This is a genomic window from Streptomyces sp. NPDC002088 (assembly GCF_040296605.1).
Classification (GTDB): Bacteria; Actinomycetota; Actinomycetes; order Streptomycetales; family Streptomycetaceae; genus Streptomyces.
Genome location: NZ_JBEOXO010000004.1, coordinates 323261 through 345016 on the forward strand (window position 1 = coordinate 323261; position 21756 = coordinate 345016).

At 71.5% G+C, this 21756-nt stretch carries 19 protein-coding genes and 4 pseudogenes; 14 read left to right on the forward strand and 9 right to left on the reverse strand.

Translation table 11 applies throughout. The annotated features are described in order from the left end of the window. Nucleotides 1–3: 3 nt before the first annotated feature. On the reverse strand, nucleotides 4–1275 hold the full coding sequence (locus tag ABT114_RS11400; RefSeq protein ID WP_351141366.1) for a TerD family protein: 1272 nt from the start codon (nucleotides 1273–1275) through the stop codon (nucleotides 4–6). A gap of 298 nt (nucleotides 1276–1573) precedes the next feature. On the opposite strand from ABT114_RS11400, the gene ABT114_RS11405 reads away from it, so the two are divergent. Further along, the gene (locus ABT114_RS11405) at nucleotides 1574–2011 is read left to right on the forward strand and encodes a DUF6643 family protein (RefSeq protein ID WP_351141113.1); all 438 of its coding nucleotides are present in this window, start codon (nucleotides 1574–1576) and stop codon (nucleotides 2009–2011) included. Nucleotides 2012–2053: 42 nt separating this feature from the next. Beyond that, nucleotides 2054–2875, forward strand: coding sequence for an MOSC domain-containing protein (locus ABT114_RS11410; protein WP_351141115.1), 822 nt, complete (start codon nucleotides 2054–2056; stop codon nucleotides 2873–2875). 160 nt (nucleotides 2876–3035) lie between these two features. On the opposite strand, the gene ABT114_RS11415 is transcribed toward ABT114_RS11410, so the two are convergent. Beyond that, nucleotides 3036–3791 (reverse strand): nucleotidyltransferase domain-containing protein, encoded by a 756-nt coding sequence (locus ABT114_RS11415; RefSeq protein WP_502988303.1) that lies wholly within the window; start codon nucleotides 3789–3791, stop codon nucleotides 3036–3038. A 192-nt stretch (nucleotides 3792–3983) separates the two neighbouring features. Between ABT114_RS11415 and ABT114_RS11420 the strand changes: the two genes are divergently transcribed. Both ABT114_RS11420 and ABT114_RS11425 read left to right on the forward strand, forming a co-directional pair. Continuing rightward, nucleotides 3984–4589 (forward strand): Rv1733c family protein, encoded by a 606-nt coding sequence (locus ABT114_RS11420; RefSeq protein ID WP_351141118.1) that lies wholly within the window; start codon nucleotides 3984–3986, stop codon nucleotides 4587–4589. 125 nt (nucleotides 4590–4714) lie between these two features. Next, the gene (locus ABT114_RS11425; RefSeq protein WP_351141120.1) at nucleotides 4715–7153 is read left to right on the forward strand and encodes a right-handed parallel beta-helix repeat-containing protein; all 2439 of its coding nucleotides are present in this window, start codon (nucleotides 4715–4717) and stop codon (nucleotides 7151–7153) included. Here ABT114_RS11425 and ABT114_RS11430 read toward each other — a convergent pair. Then, nucleotides 7123–9486 (reverse strand): hypothetical protein, encoded by a 2364-nt coding sequence (locus ABT114_RS11430; protein ID WP_502988304.1) that lies wholly within the window; start codon nucleotides 9484–9486, stop codon nucleotides 7123–7125. The two genes, ABT114_RS11425 and ABT114_RS11430, sit on opposite strands and share 31 nt — an antisense overlap. Before the next feature lie 292 nt (nucleotides 9487–9778). Here ABT114_RS11430 and ABT114_RS11435 point away from each other — a divergent pair, with 292 nt between their 5' ends. Both ABT114_RS11435 and ABT114_RS11440 read left to right on the forward strand, forming a co-directional pair. Then, on the forward strand, nucleotides 9779–10609 hold the full coding sequence (locus ABT114_RS11435) for a DeoR/GlpR family DNA-binding transcription regulator (RefSeq protein ID WP_351141122.1): 831 nt from the start codon (nucleotides 9779–9781) through the stop codon (nucleotides 10607–10609). A 73-nt stretch (nucleotides 10610–10682) separates the two neighbouring features. Beyond that, nucleotides 10683–11153: an SRPBCC family protein gene (locus ABT114_RS11440; RefSeq protein ID WP_351141124.1), complete on the forward strand. Its 471-nt coding sequence runs from the start codon at nucleotides 10683–10685 to the stop codon at nucleotides 11151–11153. A gap of 44 nt (nucleotides 11154–11197) precedes the next feature. On the opposite strand, the gene cds1 is transcribed toward ABT114_RS11440, so the two are convergent. Next, nucleotides 11198–12322 (reverse strand): L-cysteine desulfhydrase Cds1, encoded by a 1125-nt coding sequence (gene cds1 / locus ABT114_RS11445; RefSeq protein ID WP_351141127.1) that lies wholly within the window; start codon nucleotides 12320–12322, stop codon nucleotides 11198–11200. A 389-nt stretch (nucleotides 12323–12711) separates the two neighbouring features. Between cds1 and ABT114_RS11450 the strand changes: the two genes are divergently transcribed. Both ABT114_RS11450 and ABT114_RS11455 read left to right on the forward strand, forming a co-directional pair. Then, the gene (locus tag ABT114_RS11450) at nucleotides 12712–13035 is read left to right on the forward strand and encodes a hypothetical protein (protein WP_351141129.1); all 324 of its coding nucleotides are present in this window, start codon (nucleotides 12712–12714) and stop codon (nucleotides 13033–13035) included. A gap of 181 nt (nucleotides 13036–13216) precedes the next feature. Continuing rightward, on the forward strand, nucleotides 13217–13741 hold the full coding sequence (locus ABT114_RS11455; RefSeq protein ID WP_351141131.1) for an ATP-binding protein: 525 nt from the start codon (nucleotides 13217–13219) through the stop codon (nucleotides 13739–13741). A 140-nt stretch (nucleotides 13742–13881) separates the two neighbouring features. Here the strand turns inward: ABT114_RS11455 and ABT114_RS11460 are convergent. The 3 genes and pseudogenes from ABT114_RS11460 to ABT114_RS11470 form a co-directional block, all read right to left on the reverse strand. Beyond that, a pseudogene (locus tag ABT114_RS11460) lies at nucleotides 13882–14328 on the reverse strand (ABC transporter permease); the annotation flags it as partial. A 2-nt stretch (nucleotides 14329–14330) separates the two neighbouring features. Continuing rightward, nucleotides 14331–14884 (reverse strand): annotated as a pseudogene (locus tag ABT114_RS11465) (ABC transporter ATP-binding protein); the annotation flags it as partial. Continuing rightward, nucleotides 14881–15171: an SHOCT domain-containing protein gene (locus ABT114_RS11470; RefSeq protein WP_351141133.1), complete on the reverse strand. Its 291-nt coding sequence runs from the start codon at nucleotides 15169–15171 to the stop codon at nucleotides 14881–14883. The pseudogene ABT114_RS11465 and the gene ABT114_RS11470, both read right to left, overlap by 4 nt. 213 nt (nucleotides 15172–15384) lie before the next feature. Between ABT114_RS11470 and ABT114_RS11475 the strand changes: the two genes are divergently transcribed. The 4 genes and pseudogenes from ABT114_RS11475 (at nucleotide 15385) to ABT114_RS11490 (ending at nucleotide 17608) form a co-directional block, all read left to right on the forward strand. Continuing rightward, nucleotides 15385–15954: a TetR/AcrR family transcriptional regulator gene (locus ABT114_RS11475; RefSeq protein ID WP_351141135.1), complete on the forward strand. Its 570-nt coding sequence runs from the start codon at nucleotides 15385–15387 to the stop codon at nucleotides 15952–15954. A gap of 14 nt (nucleotides 15955–15968) precedes the next feature. Then, nucleotides 15969–16363 (forward strand): annotated as a pseudogene (locus ABT114_RS11480) ((R)-mandelonitrile lyase). A gap of 11 nt (nucleotides 16364–16374) precedes the next feature. Then, nucleotides 16375–16788 (forward strand): annotated as a pseudogene (locus ABT114_RS11485) (DUF4865 family protein); the annotation flags it as partial. A 607-nt stretch (nucleotides 16789–17395) separates the two neighbouring features. Continuing rightward, a complete protein-coding gene (locus ABT114_RS11490; protein WP_351141137.1) occupies nucleotides 17396–17608 on the forward strand; it encodes a hypothetical protein in 213 nt (70 codons plus the stop codon). A 108-nt stretch (nucleotides 17609–17716) separates the two neighbouring features. On the opposite strand, the gene ABT114_RS11495 is transcribed toward ABT114_RS11490, so the two are convergent. Next, nucleotides 17717–18615 (reverse strand): IS5 family transposase gene (locus ABT114_RS11495; protein WP_502988305.1). Its coding sequence is split into 2 segments (ribosomal slippage): nucleotides 17717–18225 and nucleotides 18225–18615, totalling 900 coding nucleotides; the frame shifts between segments, so codons are not numbered across the junction. Nucleotides 18616–18660: 45 nt separating this feature from the next. Then, on the reverse strand, nucleotides 18661–20130 hold the full coding sequence (locus ABT114_RS11500) for a ketol-acid reductoisomerase (RefSeq protein ID WP_351141139.1): 1470 nt from the start codon (nucleotides 20128–20130) through the stop codon (nucleotides 18661–18663). Between the two features lie 88 nt (nucleotides 20131–20218). Between ABT114_RS11500 and ilvY the strand changes: the two genes are divergently transcribed. Next, on the forward strand, nucleotides 20219–21082 hold the full coding sequence (gene ilvY / locus ABT114_RS11505; protein ID WP_351141141.1) for an HTH-type transcriptional activator IlvY: 864 nt from the start codon (nucleotides 20219–20221) through the stop codon (nucleotides 21080–21082). A gap of 87 nt (nucleotides 21083–21169) precedes the next feature. Further along, a complete protein-coding gene (locus ABT114_RS11510; RefSeq protein ID WP_351141143.1) occupies nucleotides 21170–21754 on the forward strand; it encodes a TetR/AcrR family transcriptional regulator in 585 nt (194 codons plus the stop codon). Nucleotides 21755–21756: the final 2 nt, after the last annotated feature.

Genomic DNA, 21756 nt, shown 5'->3' on the forward strand with positions numbered 1-21756 from the left:
TGCCTACTTCCGGCCCGGAGTCCAGTTCATACCCCATCCGTAGGTGTGATCGACGGTCCGCTGCGGGCTCACCCCGCGCTCGGGCACCAGGTAGCGGGCCTCGCGCTGGACGACGAGGTCACCGCCCTTGTTGGTGATGAGCGCGAGCGCGCACACCGTGGACGGAACCGTGCACTCGTCGAGGGAGAAATCGATCGGGGCCCCGTACTGGGGCGTGAGGGTGACCGTGGCGTGCAGGTCCGCGAAGGAGCGGGCGCCCTCGTAGATCGTCACGAAGACGAGGATGCGCCGGAAGTCCTGCGTGTGGTCGAGATTGATCGTGAGGTTCTCGCCGCTCGCCGTGGCCCCGGTGCGGTCGTCGCCGTCGAGGTGGATGTACGGCGGCTGGTGCAGGGCTCCGAACGCGTTGCCGAGGGCCTGTACGACCCCCTTGCGGCCGTCGGCGAGTTCGAACAGGGCGCACAGGTCGAGGTCGAGGTCCGCGTGCAGGGCGACCGCCCGGCCGAGCTTGCTGCCCCAGCCCGAGAACTGCTTGCGCACCTCCCAGTTGAGGTTCACGCGCATCGCACCCGAGGTGCCGCCCTGCTTGGCCAGCGAGACCGACGGGGCGGCCTTCGTGAGCGTGACCTTGGTGAGGCGGACGGGTTGGGCCGGCGGCGCCTGGGGCGGCGGGGCGTGGTGGACCGGTGGCCGCACCGTCACCGGAGGGGCGACCGGCGGCGCGGCGACCGGGTTCGGTGCCGGTGATGTGTGCTGCGGCTCGTCCACGGCGATTCCGAAGTCCGTCGCCAGGCCCTCCAGTCCGCTGTCGTAGCCCTGACCGACGGCACGGAACTTCCAGGCACCCTGGCGGCGGTAGAACTCCCCCAGCACGAACGCCGTTTCAACGGTCGCGCCCGTGCTGTCGAAGCGGGCGACGACCCTGCCCTGCGCCACGTCCCGGACCTCGATGTACAGGTCCGGGACCTGCCCGAATGTTCCGCCGTCCGCGGAGGCGGCGAGGACCACGGTCTCGACGGCGGGCTCCACGCGCGCGAGGTCGACGACCAGGGTGTCGGTCACTCGGCCGCCGCCGTCCCGCTTGCCCTCGTGCCGGACAGCGCCGGACGAGTGAACCGGCTGGTTGTAGAAGACGAAGTCCCCGTCCGAACGGACCTTTCCGCCCACCAGCAGCAGCGCCGAGGCGTCCGCGTCGGGCACGCCGGTGCCGGCACGCCAGCCAAATTCGACGCGCAGCGTCGTAGTCGGCACCGGCGCATTCGATCCTTTCGCCATTGACATGTCCGCCCCCATCACCTGTCACCGCGCCAGGCCGCGTCCCGGCACTCCATTGGGTTGCCTACAGGGTCAACCTATTCCGACCTACAGCGAAGTCCCATGAGCAGCACATGAACCCGCGAGGTCAACCGCCGGTAACCCGCCCGGAACTCGGCCTTTACAGGATCAGAACTATGATCGGCGCCCCTTTTTCCCAAGTTCGCTCGCATTGGGGATCCCCGGTCACTCCGGACACGGAAAACAACCCTCTTATCGGTCTCCCCAACCAGCACATCGTGGGCTTAACTTATGTGCCATGACCTCCCCCCGCTCCACCTATGGCGGCGGCTACTACTCCGCCTCCTTCCCGGACACCCCGATCTACGACTCCCTCGTGGCCGAGCGGGGCACCCCGCAGATCGCCCCGATCCGGGTCCCCGCCGCGTACGACACGGGCAGCCACCTGCCCGCGCTCCCGTCGGCGCTGCCCGCCCTCCCGGCCGCCCCGTCCCAGCCCTCCTACGGCTACCCGCAGGCACAGCAGCCCTCCCCGCTGCAGCAGGCGCCCACGGCGTACATCCCGCAGCAGGCCGCCGCGCCGCGCGGCTACCCCGGTCCGCAGGCACAGCAGCAGCCCCGGCCGGCCCAGCCCGGCATGGGCTACGAGGCGATGCGCCCCGCGGCTCCCCGGCCCGCCCCGGCTCCCTACCAGGATCCGTACAACAACCAGCAGCAGTACCGGGGCGGCTACTGATCCGTCCGCGGGGTGTCCGTGCCGCCTGGCACGATGGAACCCATGGGGAATACGGAGCTGCAGTCGATCCACGTTCATCCGGTCAAGGCGTTCCGGAGCCTGTCGCTTCGGGAAGCCGTCGTGGAGCCCTGGGGGCTGGCCGGAGACCGACGCTGGGTGCTGATCGACGACGGGGGAAAGGTCGTCACGCAACGCCAGCAGCCGCGCCTCGCGCTGGCCGCCGCCGAGCTCGTGCCCGGCGGCGTTCGGCTGTCCGCGCCCGGCCTCGACCCGCTGACCGTGCCGGTCCCGGAGCCGGTCGGCACGGTGACGGTGGAGATCTTCGGCGACAAGGTCGAGGGGGTCCTCGCGGACACCGCCGCGCACGCCTGGTGCAGCGCCTACCTCGGCGCCGACGTGCGTCTCGTGCACATGGACGAACCCGCCACGCGCCGCCCCGTCGACCCCGACTTCGCGCTGCCCGGGGAGACCGTCTCCTTCGCTGACGGCTACCCGCTGCTGGTCACCACGACGGCCTCCCTCGACGCCCTCAACTCGCTGATCGCGCAGGGCCGGCACGCGGCCGAGGGTCCGCTGCCCATGAACCGCTTCCGGCCGAACGCGGTGGTGTCGGGCGCCACCGCGTGGGCCGAGGACGACTGGTCGCGCATCGCCATCGGAGAGGTCACCTTCCGCGTCGCCAAGATGTGCGGCCGCTGCGTCGTGACCACGACCGACCAGACCACCGCCGGGCGTGGCAAGGAGCCCCTGTACACCCTCGGCCGCCACCGCCGCATCAACGGCAAACTGGTCTTCGGTCAGAACCTCGTGCCTCAGTCCCGCGGCACGATCCGGGTCGGCGACCCGGTAAGGATCCTCGACTGAGCGCTCCGCTGGAAGCGCGGTGACGAACCCGCGGGCCGGTGGGGGCTGGTCGCGCCCACGCGGCGGAGCCGCAAATCGACACAGCCCCGCGCCCCTTGCGGGGCGCGATACCGCACCGGACTTCGTCAAGGCTGCTCAGCCCGGTTCCGCACCGCCCTCGTCAGGGGCTGCCGCCCGTCAGCACGCGCTCGATCGCGGAAGCGAGGAAAGCACGCGTCAGCTCGGCTCGGCGGACCTGCCACTGCTCGGACGCGGGCTCGGGGCTGCCGTAGCGGCGTTGCCGGATGTCGTGCACCACGTCCGAGGGGGCGCTCAGGCCGGTCAGTACGTCCAGGGCCTCCGCCTTGGTGATCAGCTCGCCGGTCCGCAGTGTCACGCTCGCCCGCGCGAGCGTGAGCAGGCCGAGGTCGACCCAGATGTCGCGCAGCCATCGCTCCGGGTGGTCCAGGGCCGGCCGCCAGAAGTGCGCCAGGTCCGCGACGACGAAGTCGGCGAGCTGCCGGTCGGTGACCGGCGGCAGGAGGTCCGTCGGCGGTGGGCCGTGCAGGACCTTCCCGAAGTCGTGCAGTTCGCGGCGGGTCACCGGGGTGACGGGACGGTGGATCAACTCCTCGTGTGCCCAAGTGAGGTGCATGCCGGCGAGGTCGTCCCACTCGTCGGCCGCGACATAGCTGCAGTGCAGCTTCGACGCCAAGGGGTGGGTGGCCGCCAGGTTCTCGTGCGCCTCGACGAGCCGCGCCTCCTCCGCGGGCGGAGAACGGCGTTCGACGACCGCGATCAGGTCGAGGTCGCTGCGCCCTGGCTGGTAGTCACCTCCCGCCAACGAGCCGTGCGCCCACACACAGACCAGCGACGGCATGGGCACGACGGCCTCGAGGAACCGGTCGAGCAGTTGACGGGTCGACTCATCTGTCACGCCACCAGTCTGCTACGCCCGGCCGATCTTCGGGCGCGCTCGGGAACCCTCCGCCGGGATCCGCTCGTTGGGATTTCGTAAGGAGTTCATGAGAGGTCCCGGTCAGAGGTGATTTCGCTCTCTCTTTGGCCGGGCGCGCGGGTGAAGGGCTCCGCACGGGGTTATCACGGAGCGGGAAGGGGGTGCGGGACGGTGCGAGCAATCGGCGGACTCTGGCGTTGGCGGCACAATCCGCTGCGCCGCGGAACCGACCTGGTCGAGGCCTGGGTGGCTCTCGTGGCCCTGCTGTTCATCCTGGTCGTCGCGCCCGTGATCGGCTCCCTGGTCGGCGGCGTGGCCCAGGACGCCCTTCAGCAGTCGGTCCGTGACCAGCGCGCGGCGCGGCACGAGGTGACGGCCACCGTGGTCCGCGAGTTGGCCCGCTCCTCGCTGGAGGTCGATCCCGACGCCTCCGGCGCCCGGGACGCCCGCCGTCGCGTGGTCGCCGACTGGCAGGCGCCGGACGGCACCGCGCACCACGGCCCGGTCATGACGAGCCTCAACACCCCGCACAGCGGGGACCACTTCACGATATGGACGGACGCGCACGGCAGCCTCGTGGCCCGCCCGCTGGACTCCGCGACGGCGACGACGCACGCCGTCCTCGCCGGGTTCGGCGCGGCCATGCTCACCGCGGGTCTCGTCGAGAGCGGCAGACGGCTGATCGTCTGGCGCATGGTCCGCCGCCGGTATGCCCGTTGGGACCAGGCCTGGGACCGTGCGGGCCCGGACTGGGGCCGGACCGGCACCGGCAGCTGACGGCCCTTCGTCCAGCTGGCGGCCTTCCACCTCTGGTCAACCCACCGTCCGCGCGCACGCTACGGTGGACCGGCCGGGTCTTCGGCATCAACCCGCGTACGACGAGGTGGGGGCAGAGCAACGCCATGGCACAGGGCACGGTCCAGGTGACGCACACCGGCACATCGAGGTGGCGGCGCCGCACGGGTGAGTACGCGTCGCTCGCCGCCGCCCTGGAGGCCGCGGCCGAGGGTGACGTCCTCACCATCGCCCCGGGCACCTACCGAGAGAACCTCGTCGTCGATCGGGCGGTGACCCTGCGCGGTCCGGAGGGTTCGCCCGGCTCGGTGCGGATCGCGCCGCCGGACGGAGTGCCGCTGACCGTGCGCGCCTCGGCGGTGGTCCAGGACCTGCACGTGGAGGGCCAGGACGCGGCCTCGCCGGCGCTGCTGGTCGAGGACGGCACCCCCGAGCTGAGGGACGTCCGTATCGTCACGCGGTCCGCGGCCGGTATCGAGGTGCGCGGGGGCGCCCGGCCGACCGTGCGGCGCTGCACCGTCGACAACCCGGCGGGCGTCGGCATCGCCGTGGTCGACGGCGGCGGTGGGGTGTTCGAGGACTGTGAGGTCGTCGCGGCCGGCCAGTCGGGTGTGTCGGTGCGTGGGGGCGGCCATCCACGGCTGGAGCGCTGCCGGGTCCACCACACCTCGGGCGCGGGACTGAGCGCGACCGGCGACAACTCCGCGCTGGAGGCGGTGGGGTGCGAGGTGTACGAGGTGCGGGGCAGCGGCGTGCAGATCACCGCCCGGGCCACCGCCCACCTCACGGACTGCGATGTGCACCGCACCGCGGCCGACGGCGTCACCCTGGACACCGACGCCGTACTGACGCTCGCCGACTGCCGTATCCACGACATCCCCGAGAACGCGGTCGATCTGCGCTCCCGTTCCGTGCTGACGCTGACCCGGACGACAGTGCGTCAGTTCGGGCGCAACGGACTGTCCGTGTGGGACCCGGGCACACGCGTGGACGCCAACCAGTGCGAGATCTTCGACAGTACCGGCGACTACCCGGCCGTATGGGTCAGTGACGGCGCCACCGCGGTCCTCGACTCCTGCCGGGTGCACGACGTGCCGGACGCCCTGTTCGTCCTCGACCGCGGCTCGCGCGTGGACGTCGTCGACAGCGACCTCTCCCAGGTCCGCAACACCGCCGTGTCGGTGAGTGACGGCGCCACCGCGCAGCTCGACGACTGCCGCATCCGGGACGCCGCGACCGGGGCCTGGTTCCGTGACCACGGCAGCGGCGGCACCCTCAGCAACTGCACACTGGACGGCACGCAGACCGGTGTGATCGTCACCAAGGGCGCCGACCCCACCGTCGAGCGGTGCACCGTCGGCTCCCCCGCGGAAGCCGGCTTCTACGTCTCGGCCGGCGGCCGCGGCAGCTTCCTGGGCTGCCGGGTCACGGGCAGCGCCGGCTACGGCTTCCATGTCCTCGACGGCTGCCGTACGACGCTGAAGAAGTGCCGTACGGAGCGCTGCGCACGCGGCGGTTACGAGTTCGCGGAGGGCGGCCCGGACTCCGCGTCCGGCTCGGGCCCCGTGGTCGAGGACTGCACGAGCGACGAGAGCGCGAGCCTGCGGACACCAGCGGCGCGAGAGCCGGTCGCGCAGACAGCGGACCGGTCCCCGGGGCTGCTCGGCTCGATTCCGGGACAGCGCGTCACCGAGCAGGAGCCGCTCGTCCCCGCCGCGGAGCCGGAGAAGGAGGCACGCGCCTCGAAGGCGGTCCTCGGTGAACTCGACGCGCTGGTGGGCCTGGACAGCGTCAAGCGCGAGGTGCGGGCCCTCACCGACATGATCGAGGTGGGCCGACGCCGGCAGCAGGCGGGGCTGAAGGCGGCCTCCGTCAAGCGCCACCTGGTGTTCACGGGCTCCCCCGGCACCGGCAAGACGACGGTCGCCCGCCTCTACGGCGAGATCCTCGCCTCCCTCGGCGTGCTGGAGAAGGGCCACCTGGTCGAGGTGTCCCGCGTCGACCTGGTCGGCGAGCACATCGGTTCCACGGCGATCCGCACCCAGGAGGCCTTCGAACGGGCGCGCGGTGGTGTGCTGTTCATCGACGAGGCCTACGCGCTCTCCCCGGAGGACTCCGGCCGGGACTTCGGCAAGGAGGCCATCGACACGCTCGTGAAACTGATGGAGGACCAACGGGACGCGGTGGTGGTGATCGTCGCGGGCTACACGGTCGAGATGGAACGGTTCCTTTACGTCAACCCCGGCGTCGCGTCCCGCTTCTCCCGGACCATCACCTTCAGTGACTACGGCCCCGAGGAGCTGCTGCGGATCGTGGAGCAGCAGGCCGAGGAGCACGAGTACCGGCTGGCGCCCGGCACGGCGGAGGCCCTGCTGAAGTACTTCACGGCGATCCCGAAGGGCCCCGCCTTCGGCAACGGCCGCACCGCCCGCCAGACCTTCGAGGCGATGGTGGAACGGCACGCGGGCCGGGTCGCCCAGGTCGCGGAGCCGAGCACGGACGACCTGACCCTGCTCTACGCCGAGGACCTGCCCGAACTGTCCTGAGGCTCGCCACCCGGGTGGCGCGGCGTCGGCACCTCCGGCCGCAACCGGGCCAGCAGCCGCTCCCGCTCCTCCGCGAACACCGGGTCCGCCTGGTAGTCGGAGTGTCCGAGGATCGGGGCCGGGAGCGGGTGCCGGTCGGTGCGGCCGTACGCCATGGGGTCCTTGAGGGGCTCGCGGTCCACCTCGGGGCCGCAGCCGTCGGGCAGGCGGACCGGGCCGCCGATGGGGTCGGTGAGGCGGTGGAGGTTGCGCCAGCAGGCGACCTGCCGGTGCAGTGAGCTGAGCGCGGCCGGTCCGAAGTGGGCCGGGAACCAGCGGCCGTAGAGGCGCTCCAGCGGGGAGCCGTAGGTCAGCAGCGCCACCCGCTTGCGCTCGGACGGCTTCAGCTGCCAGACCGCGGCGGCCGCGAGCACACTGCCCTGGGAGTGCCCGGAGATCACCAGGCGGCCACCCGTGTCGCGGGTCCAGGTGGCCATCCGCCAGGTCAGGTCGGGCACGGCGCGCTCGGCGTAGCAGGGCGGGGCGAAGGGGTGGGCGGCGCGCGGCCAGAAGGTGCCGACGTCCCACAGGATGCCGATGGTGCGCCGCGCGGAGGCGTCCTTGTAGGCGCGCCGACCCCAGGTGACGAAGAGTGCGAAGCCGAGTCCGATCAGCCAGGAGCCGAGTGCTTGCGCGGTCTCGGCGGCGCCGTGCACGAAAGGGAGTGCACTGTGCGCCGCGCCGGCCGGTGTCTTCTCGGTGGTCAGGGCGCCGACCAGCGCGGCGGCGCCCAGGAGCAGCATCATGGTGGCGGTGACGGCGACGACGAGGGGCGCTCGGTCGGTGAGGGCGGCCATCGCGCGGACGTTCGCGATCCGGCCGGTGCGTGCGGGGTCCTTGGCCTCCCCCGGGTAGTCGCGGTCGACCGCGGCCACTTCGGCGTGGCGCAGCCGCCAGGTACTCCACCCCAGGCCGACGCACAGCACGAGCAGGACGACGAGCAGCGGCGGGATGGCGGACGCCTGCCAGGTCAGCAGGGCCGGCGGGCCGGCGATCGAGGCTGCGGTGCCGTCCAGCCAGTCGGCGACGCGCTGGGACACACCGCCGGACATCACGCCGCCGAGGGCGCAGGCCAGCATGGCCACGGCGGGTCCGCCGAGCCCGCGCATCGCGGCACGCGGGGCGGGTCTGGCGCGGTGCAGGAGATGGGCGACCACGGCGAGCGCGATGACGAGGAGGCCCTGGACCAGGGCGATGCCGCCGAAGGTCGCGTCACCGGGCAGCCGCCCGTGCGACCGCCAGTGCGGGCGCTCCCAGCCGGCGTACACCAGGGCGAGGGCGAGCAGGGTGAGGGCGGCCAGCGGCAGACGGCGCACAAGGCGCTCGTCGAGCTCCCGGTCGAGGCGCCGCTCGCTGCGGCCCCGCCGGCAGACCACCCACACCACGGCGACCGCTCCGGTCACCAGCGCGCCGTCCAGGAGCCGGCCGAGCGCGTCCAGGGCGGCCGGCCCGCCCGGACCGCGGTCGAAGCGAGCGGCCGGAGTGCCTGCCGCCGCGGCGACCGTGAGCAGACCGGCGGCGGTGTGCGCGGCACGCAGCCGGGCCCCCAGACGGCGCCCGTACCAGAAGCCGGGTCGGCCCAGTGCGGTGCGGCCGGTCTCCTCCTCGGGTTCGGGGTCGTGGAAGAGGGGCTGCTGGGACTCGTACGCGCTCCAGGTGCGGTGGGAGAGGTACCACAGCAGGCCGGTGAGGGCGGCGGGCAGCACGGAGGCGAGGGCGAGTCTACGGCCGGGGCGGCTCCACCAGCCGCCGTCCGACACGGTCGGCGCCAGGAAGCCCAGCCAGGAGTGCCGCTCGGCGCACGCGTGCGTGCCCGCGCACTGCCAGGCCGCGAGGTCCAGAGCGACCTCGCAGGCGGCCGCGACCAGCAGCACGGTCAAGGTCAGCCCCGCGAGCCGGACCAGCAGACCGTACAGACGCACCGTGCGCGTGCGGCCCCGCGCGCCGGGGCGCATCCAATGGGCGAGGTTGACCACCATGAACGGCAGCAGCAACAGCCACAGCGCGCGCGTGCCGTTGCCGGAGGTGAGGTTGGACCAGACGTAGGCCTCGGGCACCGGCCCGCCCCGGTGGTCGCCAGGCCCGGTCTCCGCGTCGACGTCGTCGGCGCGCCGGTACACGGCGGCCGTGTCGTCACCGGCGATCCGCACCGTGCGCGGATCGTTCAGCATCTTCTCGGGCGTGGCGCCGCCCACGCCGTGAACCAGGAGCTCCACGGCGGCGCCCGCCGCTGCGGGCTGTGCGGCGGAGGCGGTCGCCCCGCCGGCAGAGGCACGTTCCTGCGCACGTTCCACTGTTCGCACATCCCCCGTGGCACACCGTCGGCAGCTGTCTGTGCGGGCACAAGGATGTCCGCTCCGGGCGTGGCGTACACCTCCTGTCACGGAATCTTCCCGATACGTGTGACAACCGGGACGGGCCCACGCACTTTGATGACATGCGCGCGTCGGGATGGGCAGTGGCACGACCCGCGCCACCACGTGCGAGGATGGGACGCCCGCGCACCGTGAACTGGGGGAAAATGTCCTCGTCGGAGCAGGTATGCGGGCCTGTTGGACGGCTGAGGCGAAAGGAACCGGAGCGTACGTGAGTGAGAATCAGAACCTCCTCGCGGAGCAGCGGCGCGCCCTGATCCTGGACGAGGTCCGGCGCCGTGGCGGGGTCCGGGTCAACGAGCTGACCCGCAAGCTCGGCGTGTCGGACATGACGGTGCGCCGTGACCTGGACGCGCTCGCCCGGCAGGGCGTCGTGGAGAAGGTGCACGGCGGCGCGGTCCCGGTGGTCGAGGCGAGCACGCACGAGCCGGGCTTCGAGGCCAAGTCCGGTCTGGAGCTGAGCGCCAAGGAGGACATCGCGCGGGCGGCGGCCCGGTTGGTGGCACCCGGTTCGGCGATCGCGCTCTCGGGCGGTACGACGACGTACGCGCTGGCACACCAACTGGTGGACGTGCCGGACCTCACCGTGGTCACCAACTCGGTGCGGGTGGCGGACGTCTTCCACGTGGCGCAGCGCACCTCGGGCCAGCGGCAGGGCGCTGCGACGGTGGTACTGACCGGCGGGGTGCGCACCCCGTCCGATTCGCTCGTGGGGCCGGTGGCCGACCAGGCGATCGCGGCGCTCCATTTCGACGTGCTGTTCCTCGGAGTGCACGGGATATCGGTCGAGGCGGGCCTGTCGACGCCGAACCTGGCGGAGGCCGAGACCAACCGACGCCTGGTGCAGTCGGCGCGGCGGGTCGTCGTGGTCGCCGACCACACCAAGTGGGGCACCGTGGGCCTGAGTTCGTTCGCGGCGCTGGAGCAGGTCGACACCTGGGTGACCGACGCCGGGCTGCCGGCCCGGATCCGCACGGAGATCGCGGAGCATGTACGGCGGCTGGTGGTGGCGGGCGAGCCCGGCGAGGGTGCAGACATCTGACGGGACGCCAGCTAGGGTGGCTTCCCGCTCAACCACCCGCTGTCTCCTGCCCGTTGACAAGGAGGGCTGGTCAATGGCTCGCCGTCTGCGCCCGGTGGGGCTCGACTTCGTCGAGACCGCGCCCATCCGTCTGGTCTTCGCGCGCGAGATCGCCGCTGCTCCCGAGCCGGTCTTCCGGGCGCTCGCCGAGGACGTGCCTGGCTGGACCGCGTGGTTCTCGGCGGTGACGCTCGCCCGGCCGACCGACGACGGGGTGGGACGCGAGATCCGGCTCCGGGGCGGCATCCGCGCCGAGGAAACGATCCTCGCGGCGAAGAGCCCCGAGGTGTACGCCTACCGCGTGGACGTGATCAACGCGCCGGGCGCACGGGCGCTGGTCGAGGAGTGGCGGCTGACGTCGGCGGGCACCGGTACGCGCGTGCAGTGGACCTTCACCGCCGACGGGACGGCAGCGTTCCGGTTCATTATGCGGCTGGCCCGGCCTGGTCTCGGGCGGGCCTTCCGGGACGCGGTCACTTCGCTGGACCTGCGGCTGGCACAGTAGGCGGAGGCCGCAGTAAGCGGCCGTCGCGGTGAAGAGCCGCGGGCTCAGTCCGGCCACACGCCCGTCGCCAGCAGCGACTCGATCGCCGCCCCGTACGGCGCGATGTCCAGGCCCTGCTCGGCCAGCCACCCGTCCGAGTAGTACTTGTCGAGGTAACGGTCCCCCGGGTCGCACAGCAGCGTCACCACGCTCCCCCGGCGCCCCTGGGCCACCATCTCGGCGACGATCTTCAGGGCGCTCCACAGCCCCGTCCCCGTGGAGCCGCCCGCCTTGCGGCCGATGGCCCGCTCCAGAGCCCGTACGGCGGCGACGCTGGCCGCGTCGGGGACCTTCATCATGCGGTCGACGGCACCGGGCACGAAGCTCGGTTCCATACGGGGGCGGCCGATGCCCTCGATGCGGGAGCCGCAGTCGCAGGTGACGTCCGGATCGCCGGTGGTCCAGCCCTCGAAGAAGCAAGAGTTCTCCGGGTCGGCGACACAGATGCGAGTGTCGTACTGCATGTAGTGGACGTAGCGCGCGAGGGTCGCCGAGGTGCCGCCGGTGCCGGCCGTGGCGACGATCCACGCGGGCTCCGGGAACCGCTCCAACTCCAGCTGGCGGAAGATCGATTCGGCGATGTTGTTGTTGCCGCGCCAGTCCGTGGCCCGTTCGGCGTAGGTGAACTGGTCCATGTAGTGGCCGCCGGTCTCCACCGCGAGGCGGGCGGACTCCTCGTACATCCTGCGCGAGTCGTCGACGAAGTGGCACTGCCCGCCGTGGAACTCGATGAGGCGGCACTTCTCGGCGCTCGTCGTGCGCGGCATGACGGCGATGAACGGCACGCCGATCAGCTTGGCGAAGTACGCCTCGGAGACGGCCGTCGAGCCACTGGACGCCTCGATCACCGGGCGGCCCGGCCGGATCCAGCCGTTGCACAGACCGTAGAGAAAGAGCGAGCGGGCGAGCCGGTGCTTGAGGCTGCCGGTCGGGTGGGTCGACTCGTCCTTGAGGTAGAGGTCGATGCCCCACTGCTCCGGCAGCGGGAAGCGCAGCAGGTGGGTGTCGGCCGAGCGGTTGGCGTCCGCCTGGACCTTGCGGACGGCCTCTTTCAGCCAGTCACGGTAGGCCGCGTCGCTACGGTCGACGTCGAGGGTCTCGCCGGTCCGGCTCTGCTGGGTGGTGCTCACGGCGGTGCTCCTTACGCTTCGCGCCGACGGCGCGTCGCGCGGCCGACGCCTCGATCATAGGCACCTTCCGCACCACTTCTCACCTGCATAAACACACCTTTGAGCAGCCCAAAGGACGCCTGGGGCACGGGCGTACGAGCCACGGTGGCGGATACCGGGGGGCGCATTCACGCGAGTGCTCCGGGTGAGCGTCGCGCGGGTGTCGTACGTACTGGTGCTCGACGTTGTACCCGGGCAGACTTCAGCGGGCGGGACGAACGTCCCGAACGGGGGCGCACACTGGATCACGGAGCAGGCTGGATCACGGCACGGGTTGGATCACGGCACGGTCGGACCACCCACGCAGGAGCGCGGTCCGGCGGAACCACGCGCACAAGGGGGCGGGCGGCATGGCGGAGCCGGAGTTCACGGCGACGGGCGTGCGGATCGGGAAGAGACTGCGTTCGCTCACCCGGGCCGGGCAGGTCCGGATCAGCGGCGGCAGGCTGGAGTTGCTCACGAGTTACGGCAGCGAGATCGACAGCGCGCCGGTGCAGGCGGTGCGGGCGTCGAAGCCCTGGTTCGCGCCGGAGGACCGCGCCCTGGCGGACATCAACGGCAAGCGATACCTGCTGACCCTGGGCGATCACGACCCCGCTCCGGGCGAGCCCGGGCCGCCCGCGGCGCGCCGGTTCATCGAGGCCGTGCGCAGGGCTGCGGGGCGTGGCGACTGAGCCACCGCGAGTTGCGGTACCGGACCCCCTGAGCCACGCTGATCTCACGTCACTCTGGGTTTACCGGCGATAACGCTGCGAGACAGCCCGCCGGACACGACAGCAGACGGCCGTTGACACAGTCGTCCCGCTGGATCCGAACTCCGTGTTCTTCCGGACCTCACGTCGGGGAGTCGCAGCCGTGATCAGTCACCCAAGCAGGCACTGCACGGTGGAGCTCCAAGCCCTGCCGTCGCGGATCGGCCAGGTCCGCAGAATCGTATCGGCGCAGTTGCGCTACTGGCATCTGGATCCCCTCATAGACCGGGCCGCGCTCGGCGTGACCGAGCTTTTGACGAACGTCCACCGGCATGCCCAGCCCGACAAGACGTGCACCGTGGAGATGGAGCTGGTGGTCGACCGGCTCACGGTCTCGGTACACGACCACGACCCCCGCCTCCCGGTGGTCGACGACGCGGAACCCCTGGCCACCTGCGGACGCGGGCTCGCCATGGTGGCCGCGGTGAGTGAGAGCTGGGGCGCGCGACCGGACGGCGAGTCCGGCAAGGTCGTGTGGTTCACGCTCCCGACGCCGGTGTCCGCGCCGGCCCGCCCGTTGCGCCGTACGGTCGCGGAGAAGCCCGCGCACCGGTTCGCGGAGGTCGAGGTCACCGCCGACGACCTCAGGCCGGCACACACTCCCGCCCGGTCGGCCGTTGCCGGCTGACCGGGCGGTGACCGGCGTGCAATGACGTCGGAGGTGACGCGGTAGGTCACTCGGTGACGATCGCCCGCAGTACCTCGTGCCGCGGTACGTCGCTCGATGACGAACGCCCGCAGCACGCCCAACCGTGACGCAATACGCCACTCGGTGACGATCGCCCGCAGTACGTCCAGTCGTGCCGCGCGCCGGGCCGGGCGCAGGCCCGCCAGGGATCCGGCCGCGAGGCCCACCAGCGCCACCACCATGAGCTGCACGGGAGGCATCGCGAAGGTGAAGGCGCTGTCACTCGTGCCGTCGGATGCCTTCACCAGCACCCAGCCGAGGAAGGCGCCGAAGCCGAGTCCGCCCGCGGTGCCGAAGGCGGCGACCAGGACCGACTCCCAGCGGACCATGGCGCGCAGTTGGGAGCGGGTCTGTCCGACGGCCCGCAGCAGGCCCAGTTCGCGGGTACGTTCGTGGATCGCCGGCGTCAGCGTGTTGGCGATGCCGAGCAACGCGATGAGGACCGCGAGCGCGAGCAGCGCGTAGACCAGGGTGAGCATCATGTCGATTCCGCCCGCCGAGGACTGCGCGTACTCGTCGCGGGTCTGCCCTCCCCGCCGGAGCGGGAGTCGAGGTTGCCGGTCGGCTCGTCGGCGAAGACAACGTCCGGCCGGCGAACGCCCGGGCCACGGCGACGCGTTGCTGCTGGCCGCCGGAGAGCTCGGACGGCCGGTGGTGCAGCCGGTCGCGCAGGCCGACGACGTCGGCGAGCGCGTCGATCCACTCCGTGTCGTGGCCGGCGCCGGCGAGGTCCAGCGGCAGCGTGATGTTCTCGGCAACGGTCAGCGTCGGGACCAGGTTGAACGCCTGGAACACGAAGCCGATCCGATCGCGACGCAGCAGGGTCAGTCGGCGGTCGTCCAGCGAGCCCAGCTCGATGTCGCCGATGTAGGCGGCTCCCGAGCTGAGCGTGTCGAGTCCGGCCGCGCAGTGCATCAGCGTGGACTTGCCGGAGCCCGAGGGCCCCATGATCGCGGTGAAACGGCCGGCCGGGAAGCCGACGTTCACCCCGTCCAGGGCCCTCACCGCCGTGTCTCCGGTGCCGTAGACCTTCACGGCGTCGACGACCCGGGCGGCCGTCCGCGTGGCGGTGGTCGTGGTCACGCCGCACCGCCCTTGCCCGTGCGGCCGAACTGCTCGTCGAGGACGGACAGTCGGCGCCAGTACTCGTCCTCGTCGATCTCGCCAGAGGCGAAGCGGCGGCCGAGGATCGCGACGGGCGAGTCGCCGGAGGGGCGGGGGTCGCCGACCGCGCTCCACGGTCCACGGCGGCCGCGCCAGACGGTACGGCGCAGGACGGTGACGACGCCGATCACGACGGCCGCCCAGATCAGCGGGAAGAAAAGGATCCACGGGCCGGGGCCGCCGTCCCAGTTCGCCAGAGTGTTCATCTCGGGTCATCTCCTCGGTGGGAATCTTCTGTGAGGCCCTCTGCGAGGCCTTCAGTCAGGCCTTCGGCAGGACCTCTTGGTGATGTCTCGAGACTCGCGCCGGAAGGGGGTCCGGGTCGTCGTACGGCCAGCGGCAGTGCGCGTACCCCACCGGGAGTACGCGGGCCGTCCCCCGCTGCTCCCCTATCCCCTTGAACGTCTGTAACTACTAGTATGTACAGTGGGGCCATGAGCACCTCGGAGCGACTGATCGAGTCCACCCGGGACCTGCTCTGGGAGCGCGGCTACGTGGGGACCAGCCCCAAGGCGATCCTGGAGCGCGCGGGCGCCGGGCAGGGCAGCATGTACCACCATTTCAAGGGCAAGCCGGACCTCGCCCTGGCGGCGATCCGGCGGACGGCCGAGGAGTTGCGGGCCACCGCCGAGGGAGTACTCGGCGGGCCGGGAACTCCGTACGAGCGCATCGAGGCGTATCTGCTGCGTGAGCGCGATGTGCTGCGCGGCTGCCCGATCGGCCGGCTCACGATGGATCCGGACGTCATCGCCAGCGACGAGCTGCGCGCCCCCGTCGACGAGACGCTCGACTGGATCCGGGAACGGATCGCCCGAATCGTCGAAGAGGGCCAGGAGCAAGGCCAGTTCGCGCCCTCGCTCGACGGCGAGGCGATCGCGGCGACGGTTGTCGCGACCGTCCAGGGCGGCTATGTGCTGGCCCGCGCGTCCGGTTCGCCTGCCGCCTTCGACGCGGGTGTCCGGGGACTGCTGTCTCTTCTTGCGCCGTAAAGGAGTTCATCCACGTGCAGATCATCAAGAAGCGTCCCGACACTCAGCAGGGCCCGGCGGAGAACTTCACGGGCACGGTCTGGCTGGACGAGATAGCCGCCCCCGAATCCCCGTCGAGGCTGCGGATGTTCAACGTCCACTTCGCGCCCGGCGCGCACACCGCATGGCACCGCCACCCGCGCGGCCAGGTCCTGCAGGTACTGGAGGGCGAGGGCTGGTGCAGCGCGAGGGCGGTGCCGCGGAGCCGATCCGGGCGGGCGACACGGTGTGGATCGAGCCGGGCGAACGGCACTGGAACGGTGCCGGACCGCGCACCTTCATGACACATCTCGCGGTCGTCGAGGCCGCCGAGGACGGCACGACCATCGAATGGGACGCCCATGTCGGCCGGCAGGACTACCCCGCCTGAGGAGGCATCCGATGCATGCCATGCAGTACGAGCTCACCCTGCCCGCCGACTACGACACGGACGTCATCCGCGCGCGCGTGTCCCGTATCGGCCACCTGCTGGACGACTGGGAGGGCCTCGGCTTCAAGACGTATCTGCTGCGTGAGCGCGGTGTGCACGGCTCACCGGTCAACCAGTACGCGCCGTTCTACCTCTGGAACACCATGGAGGGCATGAACACCTTCCTCTGGGGAGGCGCCTTCCAGGGGCTGAGCAACGACTTCGGGCAGCCCGCGGTACAGCAGTGGACGAGGCTGGCCTACGAGGAGGGCGCGGCCTCCGGGTCCCCGGCGCGGTTCGCCGTCCGGCGGCGCCGGCCGGTACCGGACGAGGTGCTGCTGTCCGAGTTCATGGCGGAGGCGGTGGGCGAGGTGGAGCGGCTGGCCCAGGTGATTCCGCACTCCACCGCGTGGCGCTCTTTGTAGTCGGCCTTGTCGAACTTCGGCGGCCGGCCACCATGCGACCGGTCACGGGTCGGCCATGCCGGGCAGCGAGAGCGGCCAGCGTTGCGCGCATGTCTTCGGCGGTCGGCGGGGTAATCAGGGCGTCTGCCTCGCTGTCCGGCGCGCTGTCCTCGAAGTCCTGCCAAAGGTCGGCGTCCGGCCAACGGCTCTCAGCGGACGCAGGACGGGCTACCAGGGGCGCAGGGTCACGGCCATCGGCCCAACGACAGGTAGAGCCCCTCCGGCAGCTGAACCTGCCGGAGGGGCTCTCGCGCTGTGGGCTCGAGGTGCCTGTCAGCGGATAGGCCGCTACCGTCGAAAGAGGTGAGGTCGCGATTCAGGACACGTCCCGCGACGCGCTCCCGCAACGGTGGGCCTGCAGCCGGGAGACGTGCGTTCCTCGCTTTCACGCGGCGACCTCGACGACAGCGCCGCATCGGTCTTCGAGCGGCACCATCCAGCCATCGCCGGACCCTACGCTTCGGCGTGAGGCCGCGGCCATCCCTTTCGTGCTGGGACAGCGCGAGAACGTGGAAGAAAGAGCAGAGCCATGCAAGCACATCGCGTCAAGCGCGCCTTCGCCTGCGTCGCGGCCGGCTTCCTGCTGGCCGGCGGCACCGCAATCGGAGCGGCGGGCACTGCCGCAGCAGCCGCCCCCGCCACGACGACCGCCTCGGTTCCCACGGGCTGCTCGTGGCACAGCGGCTGGTACGACAGTCACCACTACTGGCACAACGGCTATTGGGACTGCAACTCGTACTGACCTGCCCGCCGTCCGGGCGAGTGGCCGCTGGTGCGACTCACCCCTCAGGCTATGCCGGGCGTTCAGCGGTCACCAGGGCGTGCGCTGGCCTGTGCATCCAGTACAGCGTCAGCGGGAACACAGCGTGCAGACCTGCAGACACTCGTTGATTGCCGCGACGAGGACGGTCGCCTCGTAGCGGACCGCGAGCTTGTCGTACCGTGTGGCCACAGCCCGGCGCCTTTTGAGGCGATTGATTCCGCACTCGACCGCGTGCCGAGCCTTGTAGTCCTGTGGGTCGAACTTCGGCGGTCGGCCGCCGCGCGATCCGCGCTTCTTGCGGTTGCGTACCTGGTCGGCCTTGTCCGGGATGGTGCAGCGGATCCCGCGCCGCCGTAGGTAAGCACGGTTCTTCCGGGAGGCGTACGCCTTGTCGGCGCGCACACGATCGGGTCGGGTGCGCGGCCTGCCCGGCCCAAGACGCGGGACACGGACCTTGTTCAGGACGGGCTCGAACTGCGGGGAATCGCCGCGCTGGCCAGCGGTGATCACGATGGACATGGGCTTCTGGCCCTGTTCGACGGCCAAGTGCAGCTTGGTGGTCAGGCCGCCGCGCGGGCGCCCGAGCCCGTGGTCGTTCGGCTCGGCGGTGACGCCGCCGGGCGGCTCCTTCTGCAGCTCCCCTCTTTCCTCGCCCCGGCAGCGTGCTGGTGGGCCCGGACGACGGTGGAGTCGATGTTGATGTCCCAGGTGATCAGCTCTTTCGCGTCGGCCCGCACCTGGAGTTCGGTGAAGATCCGATGCCAGGTGCCGTCCCGCTGCCAGCGGCGGAACAAGTCGTACGCCCGGCCCCACGGCCCGTATTCGGCTGGCAGGTCCCGCCAGGGGACGCCGGTGCGGACCCGGAACCGTATGCCGTCGATCAGATGCCGCCTGGCCCAGGTCGGCGGCCGTCCAGGCTTCTTGCCCTTCGACAACAGCGGTTCCAGCACCGCCCATTGCACGTCCGTCAGATCTCCACGTGCCACGAACCGAGATCATCCCACGTTCAAGATCCACTTTCGACACACGCCCTAGGTGACGGAGATGTCCACCGACGGCCGCAGCTTGGCCGCCGCGGCCAGGGCCTCGTGGACGGGGTGGCTGTCGAAGGCCGCCAACAGGGCGGAGTCCGCGGGATGTTCGGCCCCCGGGTACGCGATCTGCTCGTAGGCCGCCTGGAAGCGCGGGCCCCAGCGGCGGGCGCCGAGGCGGGCCGTGCGGGAGCAGTTGTCGACCATGTAGGCCACGTTGCGGGCGTGCATGTAGGGCAGGAGGGAGTCGACGGCCTCGATGACGGACTCGTTGACGATCTCCGACCAGGGGTGGCCGCGTTCGGCGAACTCGTCGATCTGGGCCGTCATGGTGGCGACGAACACACCCGCGGTGAACGGGTCGACCGGCAGGTCGTGTTCGCCGCGGCGGGCATGCGCCCGGTCGCTCACCGCCCACATCGGCGAGCCCCCGATCTCGCTCATCGGACGGCTGCCGAGGCGCCGTTCGGCGAGGATCACACTGCGCAGCTCGGTGCCGTCGGCGACTTCGTCGTAGATCTCGGCCACGATCTCCCGGGCGGGCTCGTAGGTGGCCGTGTACGCGCGGTCGAAGATCTCCCGACCGGCCGCGTCGAGGCCTTCGCGCACGGCATGCAGGCCGGTGTGCGAGATGGTGCGGGCGATCGGCCCTGTGATGTTCTCGCAGGACCGCTCGTAGGCCGTCACCTCGTCGTCCCCGGCGAGGCGGAAGCGGGTGTACAGGCTCTCGACGATGCCGTGGACGGCGCCGAGCAGGACGGCGCGCTCGCCGACGATGTCGGAGAGGTACTCGCTGTCGAGGGTGGTGCGGAAGGTGTACGGCGAGCCCAGCGCGACCGACCAGCCGAGGGCGAGGTCCGTGGCCCGTCCGTCGGGGTCGGCGTGGACGGCGTAACTGCTGTTGATCCCGGCGCCGTTGATCTCCTCGCCCTGCTGGTACAGGCGCCGCACGGAGTCGCCCATACCCTTGGGGCAGACGGCGATCACCCCGTGTCCGGGCGGGAACTCGCCGCCCGTTTCCCGGAGGTGGCCGAGCAGGAAGCCGTGCGAGAGGCCGATGACGGCGTCCGGCTTGAGGGTCGCGAAGAGCTCCTGGTGGTGGGCGGCCAGTGCGGCGTCCGCGATCAGCAGGATCACCAGGTCACTGGCGGCGGTGACGGCGAGCCAGTCGCCGAGCGTGCCGTCCTCCTCGGTGAAGCCGTGGGCGCGGGCGTCGGCGGCCGAGGCCGATCCGCGGCGCAGGCCGACGGCGACCGTGATGTCCGTGCCGGCGAGGGAGTCCCGCAGGTTCTGCGCCTGCGCGCGGCCCTGCGGGCCCCAGCCGATGACGCCGATGCGCCGGACGCCCGCGAAGGCCCGCGGCAGCAGCGGGAAGAGGTGGCGGCCGCCGCGCAGGATGGTCTCGGTGCCGCCGGGCACGTCCATCGTTTCGAGGGGGAAGACGCGGGAGGTGTATGTGGTCTCGGTCATGGTCGAGTTGTAGGCTCCGCGCGATCGTTGCGACAAGCGCAACTTCTGCAGCGGCCTGTTGCGGAAAGCGAAAGGGCGAGGTCACGGCATGCGGGACGACCAACGGGAGCTGCGCCTTTTCCTGCATCTGGCGCAGACGCTGAACTTCGGCCGGACGAGCCTCGACTGCCATGTCAGCCCGGCGACGCTCACCCGGACCGTGCAGCGGCTGGAGTCGGACCTGGGGCACCGGCTGTTCGACCGGGGTCCGCGCGGGGTGTCGTTGACGGCGGAGGGGCACCGGTTCCGTGAATACGCCGTCCAGGCACTGGAGCTGTGGCGTTCCTACCGCGACGAGCATCCCGACCCCGCTCAACTCACCGGCCGACTGGCCGTGTTCGCCACGGTGACCGCCTGCCAGGCCCTACTGCCGGACCTGCTGGCCCCTTTCCGCGCCGCGCACCCCCAGGTCCGCCTCGATCTGCGCACCGGGGACGCGGCGGCGGCCCTGGCCCGACTCGACGAGGGCGAGGTCGACGCGGCGTTCGCGGGAATCCCGGCGCGGCTGCCGGAGCCGCTGGTGAGCCGGACGGTCGCGGTCAGCGAACTGGTCCTCGTCACCGCGCGGGACGTGCCCGATCCCGATCTGGACGGCCCCTTCGTCCTGCCGCACCGCGGACTGGTCCGCGAGGCCGCCGACCGCTGGTTGCGCGCCCGCGGCACGGCACCCGACGTGGCCTGCGAACCGGACGGCCACGAGGGGCTGTTGACACTGGTCGCGCTGGGCTGCGGCACGGGCGTGATCCCCCGCCTCGTACTGGAGCACAGCGCGGTGCGCGACCGACTGACGGTGATCCCCGCCGATCCGTCGCCCGAGCCGTTGCGGATCGGGCTGTGCGTGCGGCGGGCCGATCTGCGTCGGGCGGCGGTGGCGGCGCTGTGGAGCCTCACGGCGCAGAAGGCTCTCGCCTGAGCCCCGCAGCCCTTCAGCCTCCTCAACCCGTCAGCCTCCTCAGCCTCTTACTTGACCGATCGTTCTTGATTGCTCTAGCGTCGCTCCATGGCCAGGAGCAAGGAATTCGATCCGGACGCGGCGCTGGAGTCGGCCCTCGAACTGTTCTGGCGGCGGGGGTACGAGGCAACCTCGGTGGCCGACCTCGTGGACCGTCTCGGCATCGGACGGGCGAGCATCTACGCCACCTACGGCAACAAGCGGGACCTGTACCTCAAGGCGCTGGAGCGGTACGGCGAGACGCGGGATTCCCGGCTGCTGCGCGAGCTGTCCCAGCCTGGCCCGGCGCTGCCGGCCGTACGCGCGGTGGTGCGGCGGTTCGCCGCGGAGGCCGCCGACGACAGCGGTCGTACACGCGGCTGTTTCGTCACCAACACGGCGGCCGAACTGGCCCCGCACGACGACGCGGCGGCCCGCCGCGTGGAGCTCAGCTGGGAGCACCTGGAGACCCTGCTGCACTCGGCGCTCGTACGGGCCCAGGCGCAGGGCGAGCTGCCCGCGGCACGCGAACCCCGGGCGCTGGCCCGCATGCTGCTCGTGCTGATGCAGGGGCTGCGGGTGGTGGGCAAGGTCTCGACGGACCCGGCGCGGGTGCGGGACGCGGCGGAGCAGGCACTGACCTTTCTGGAATGAAT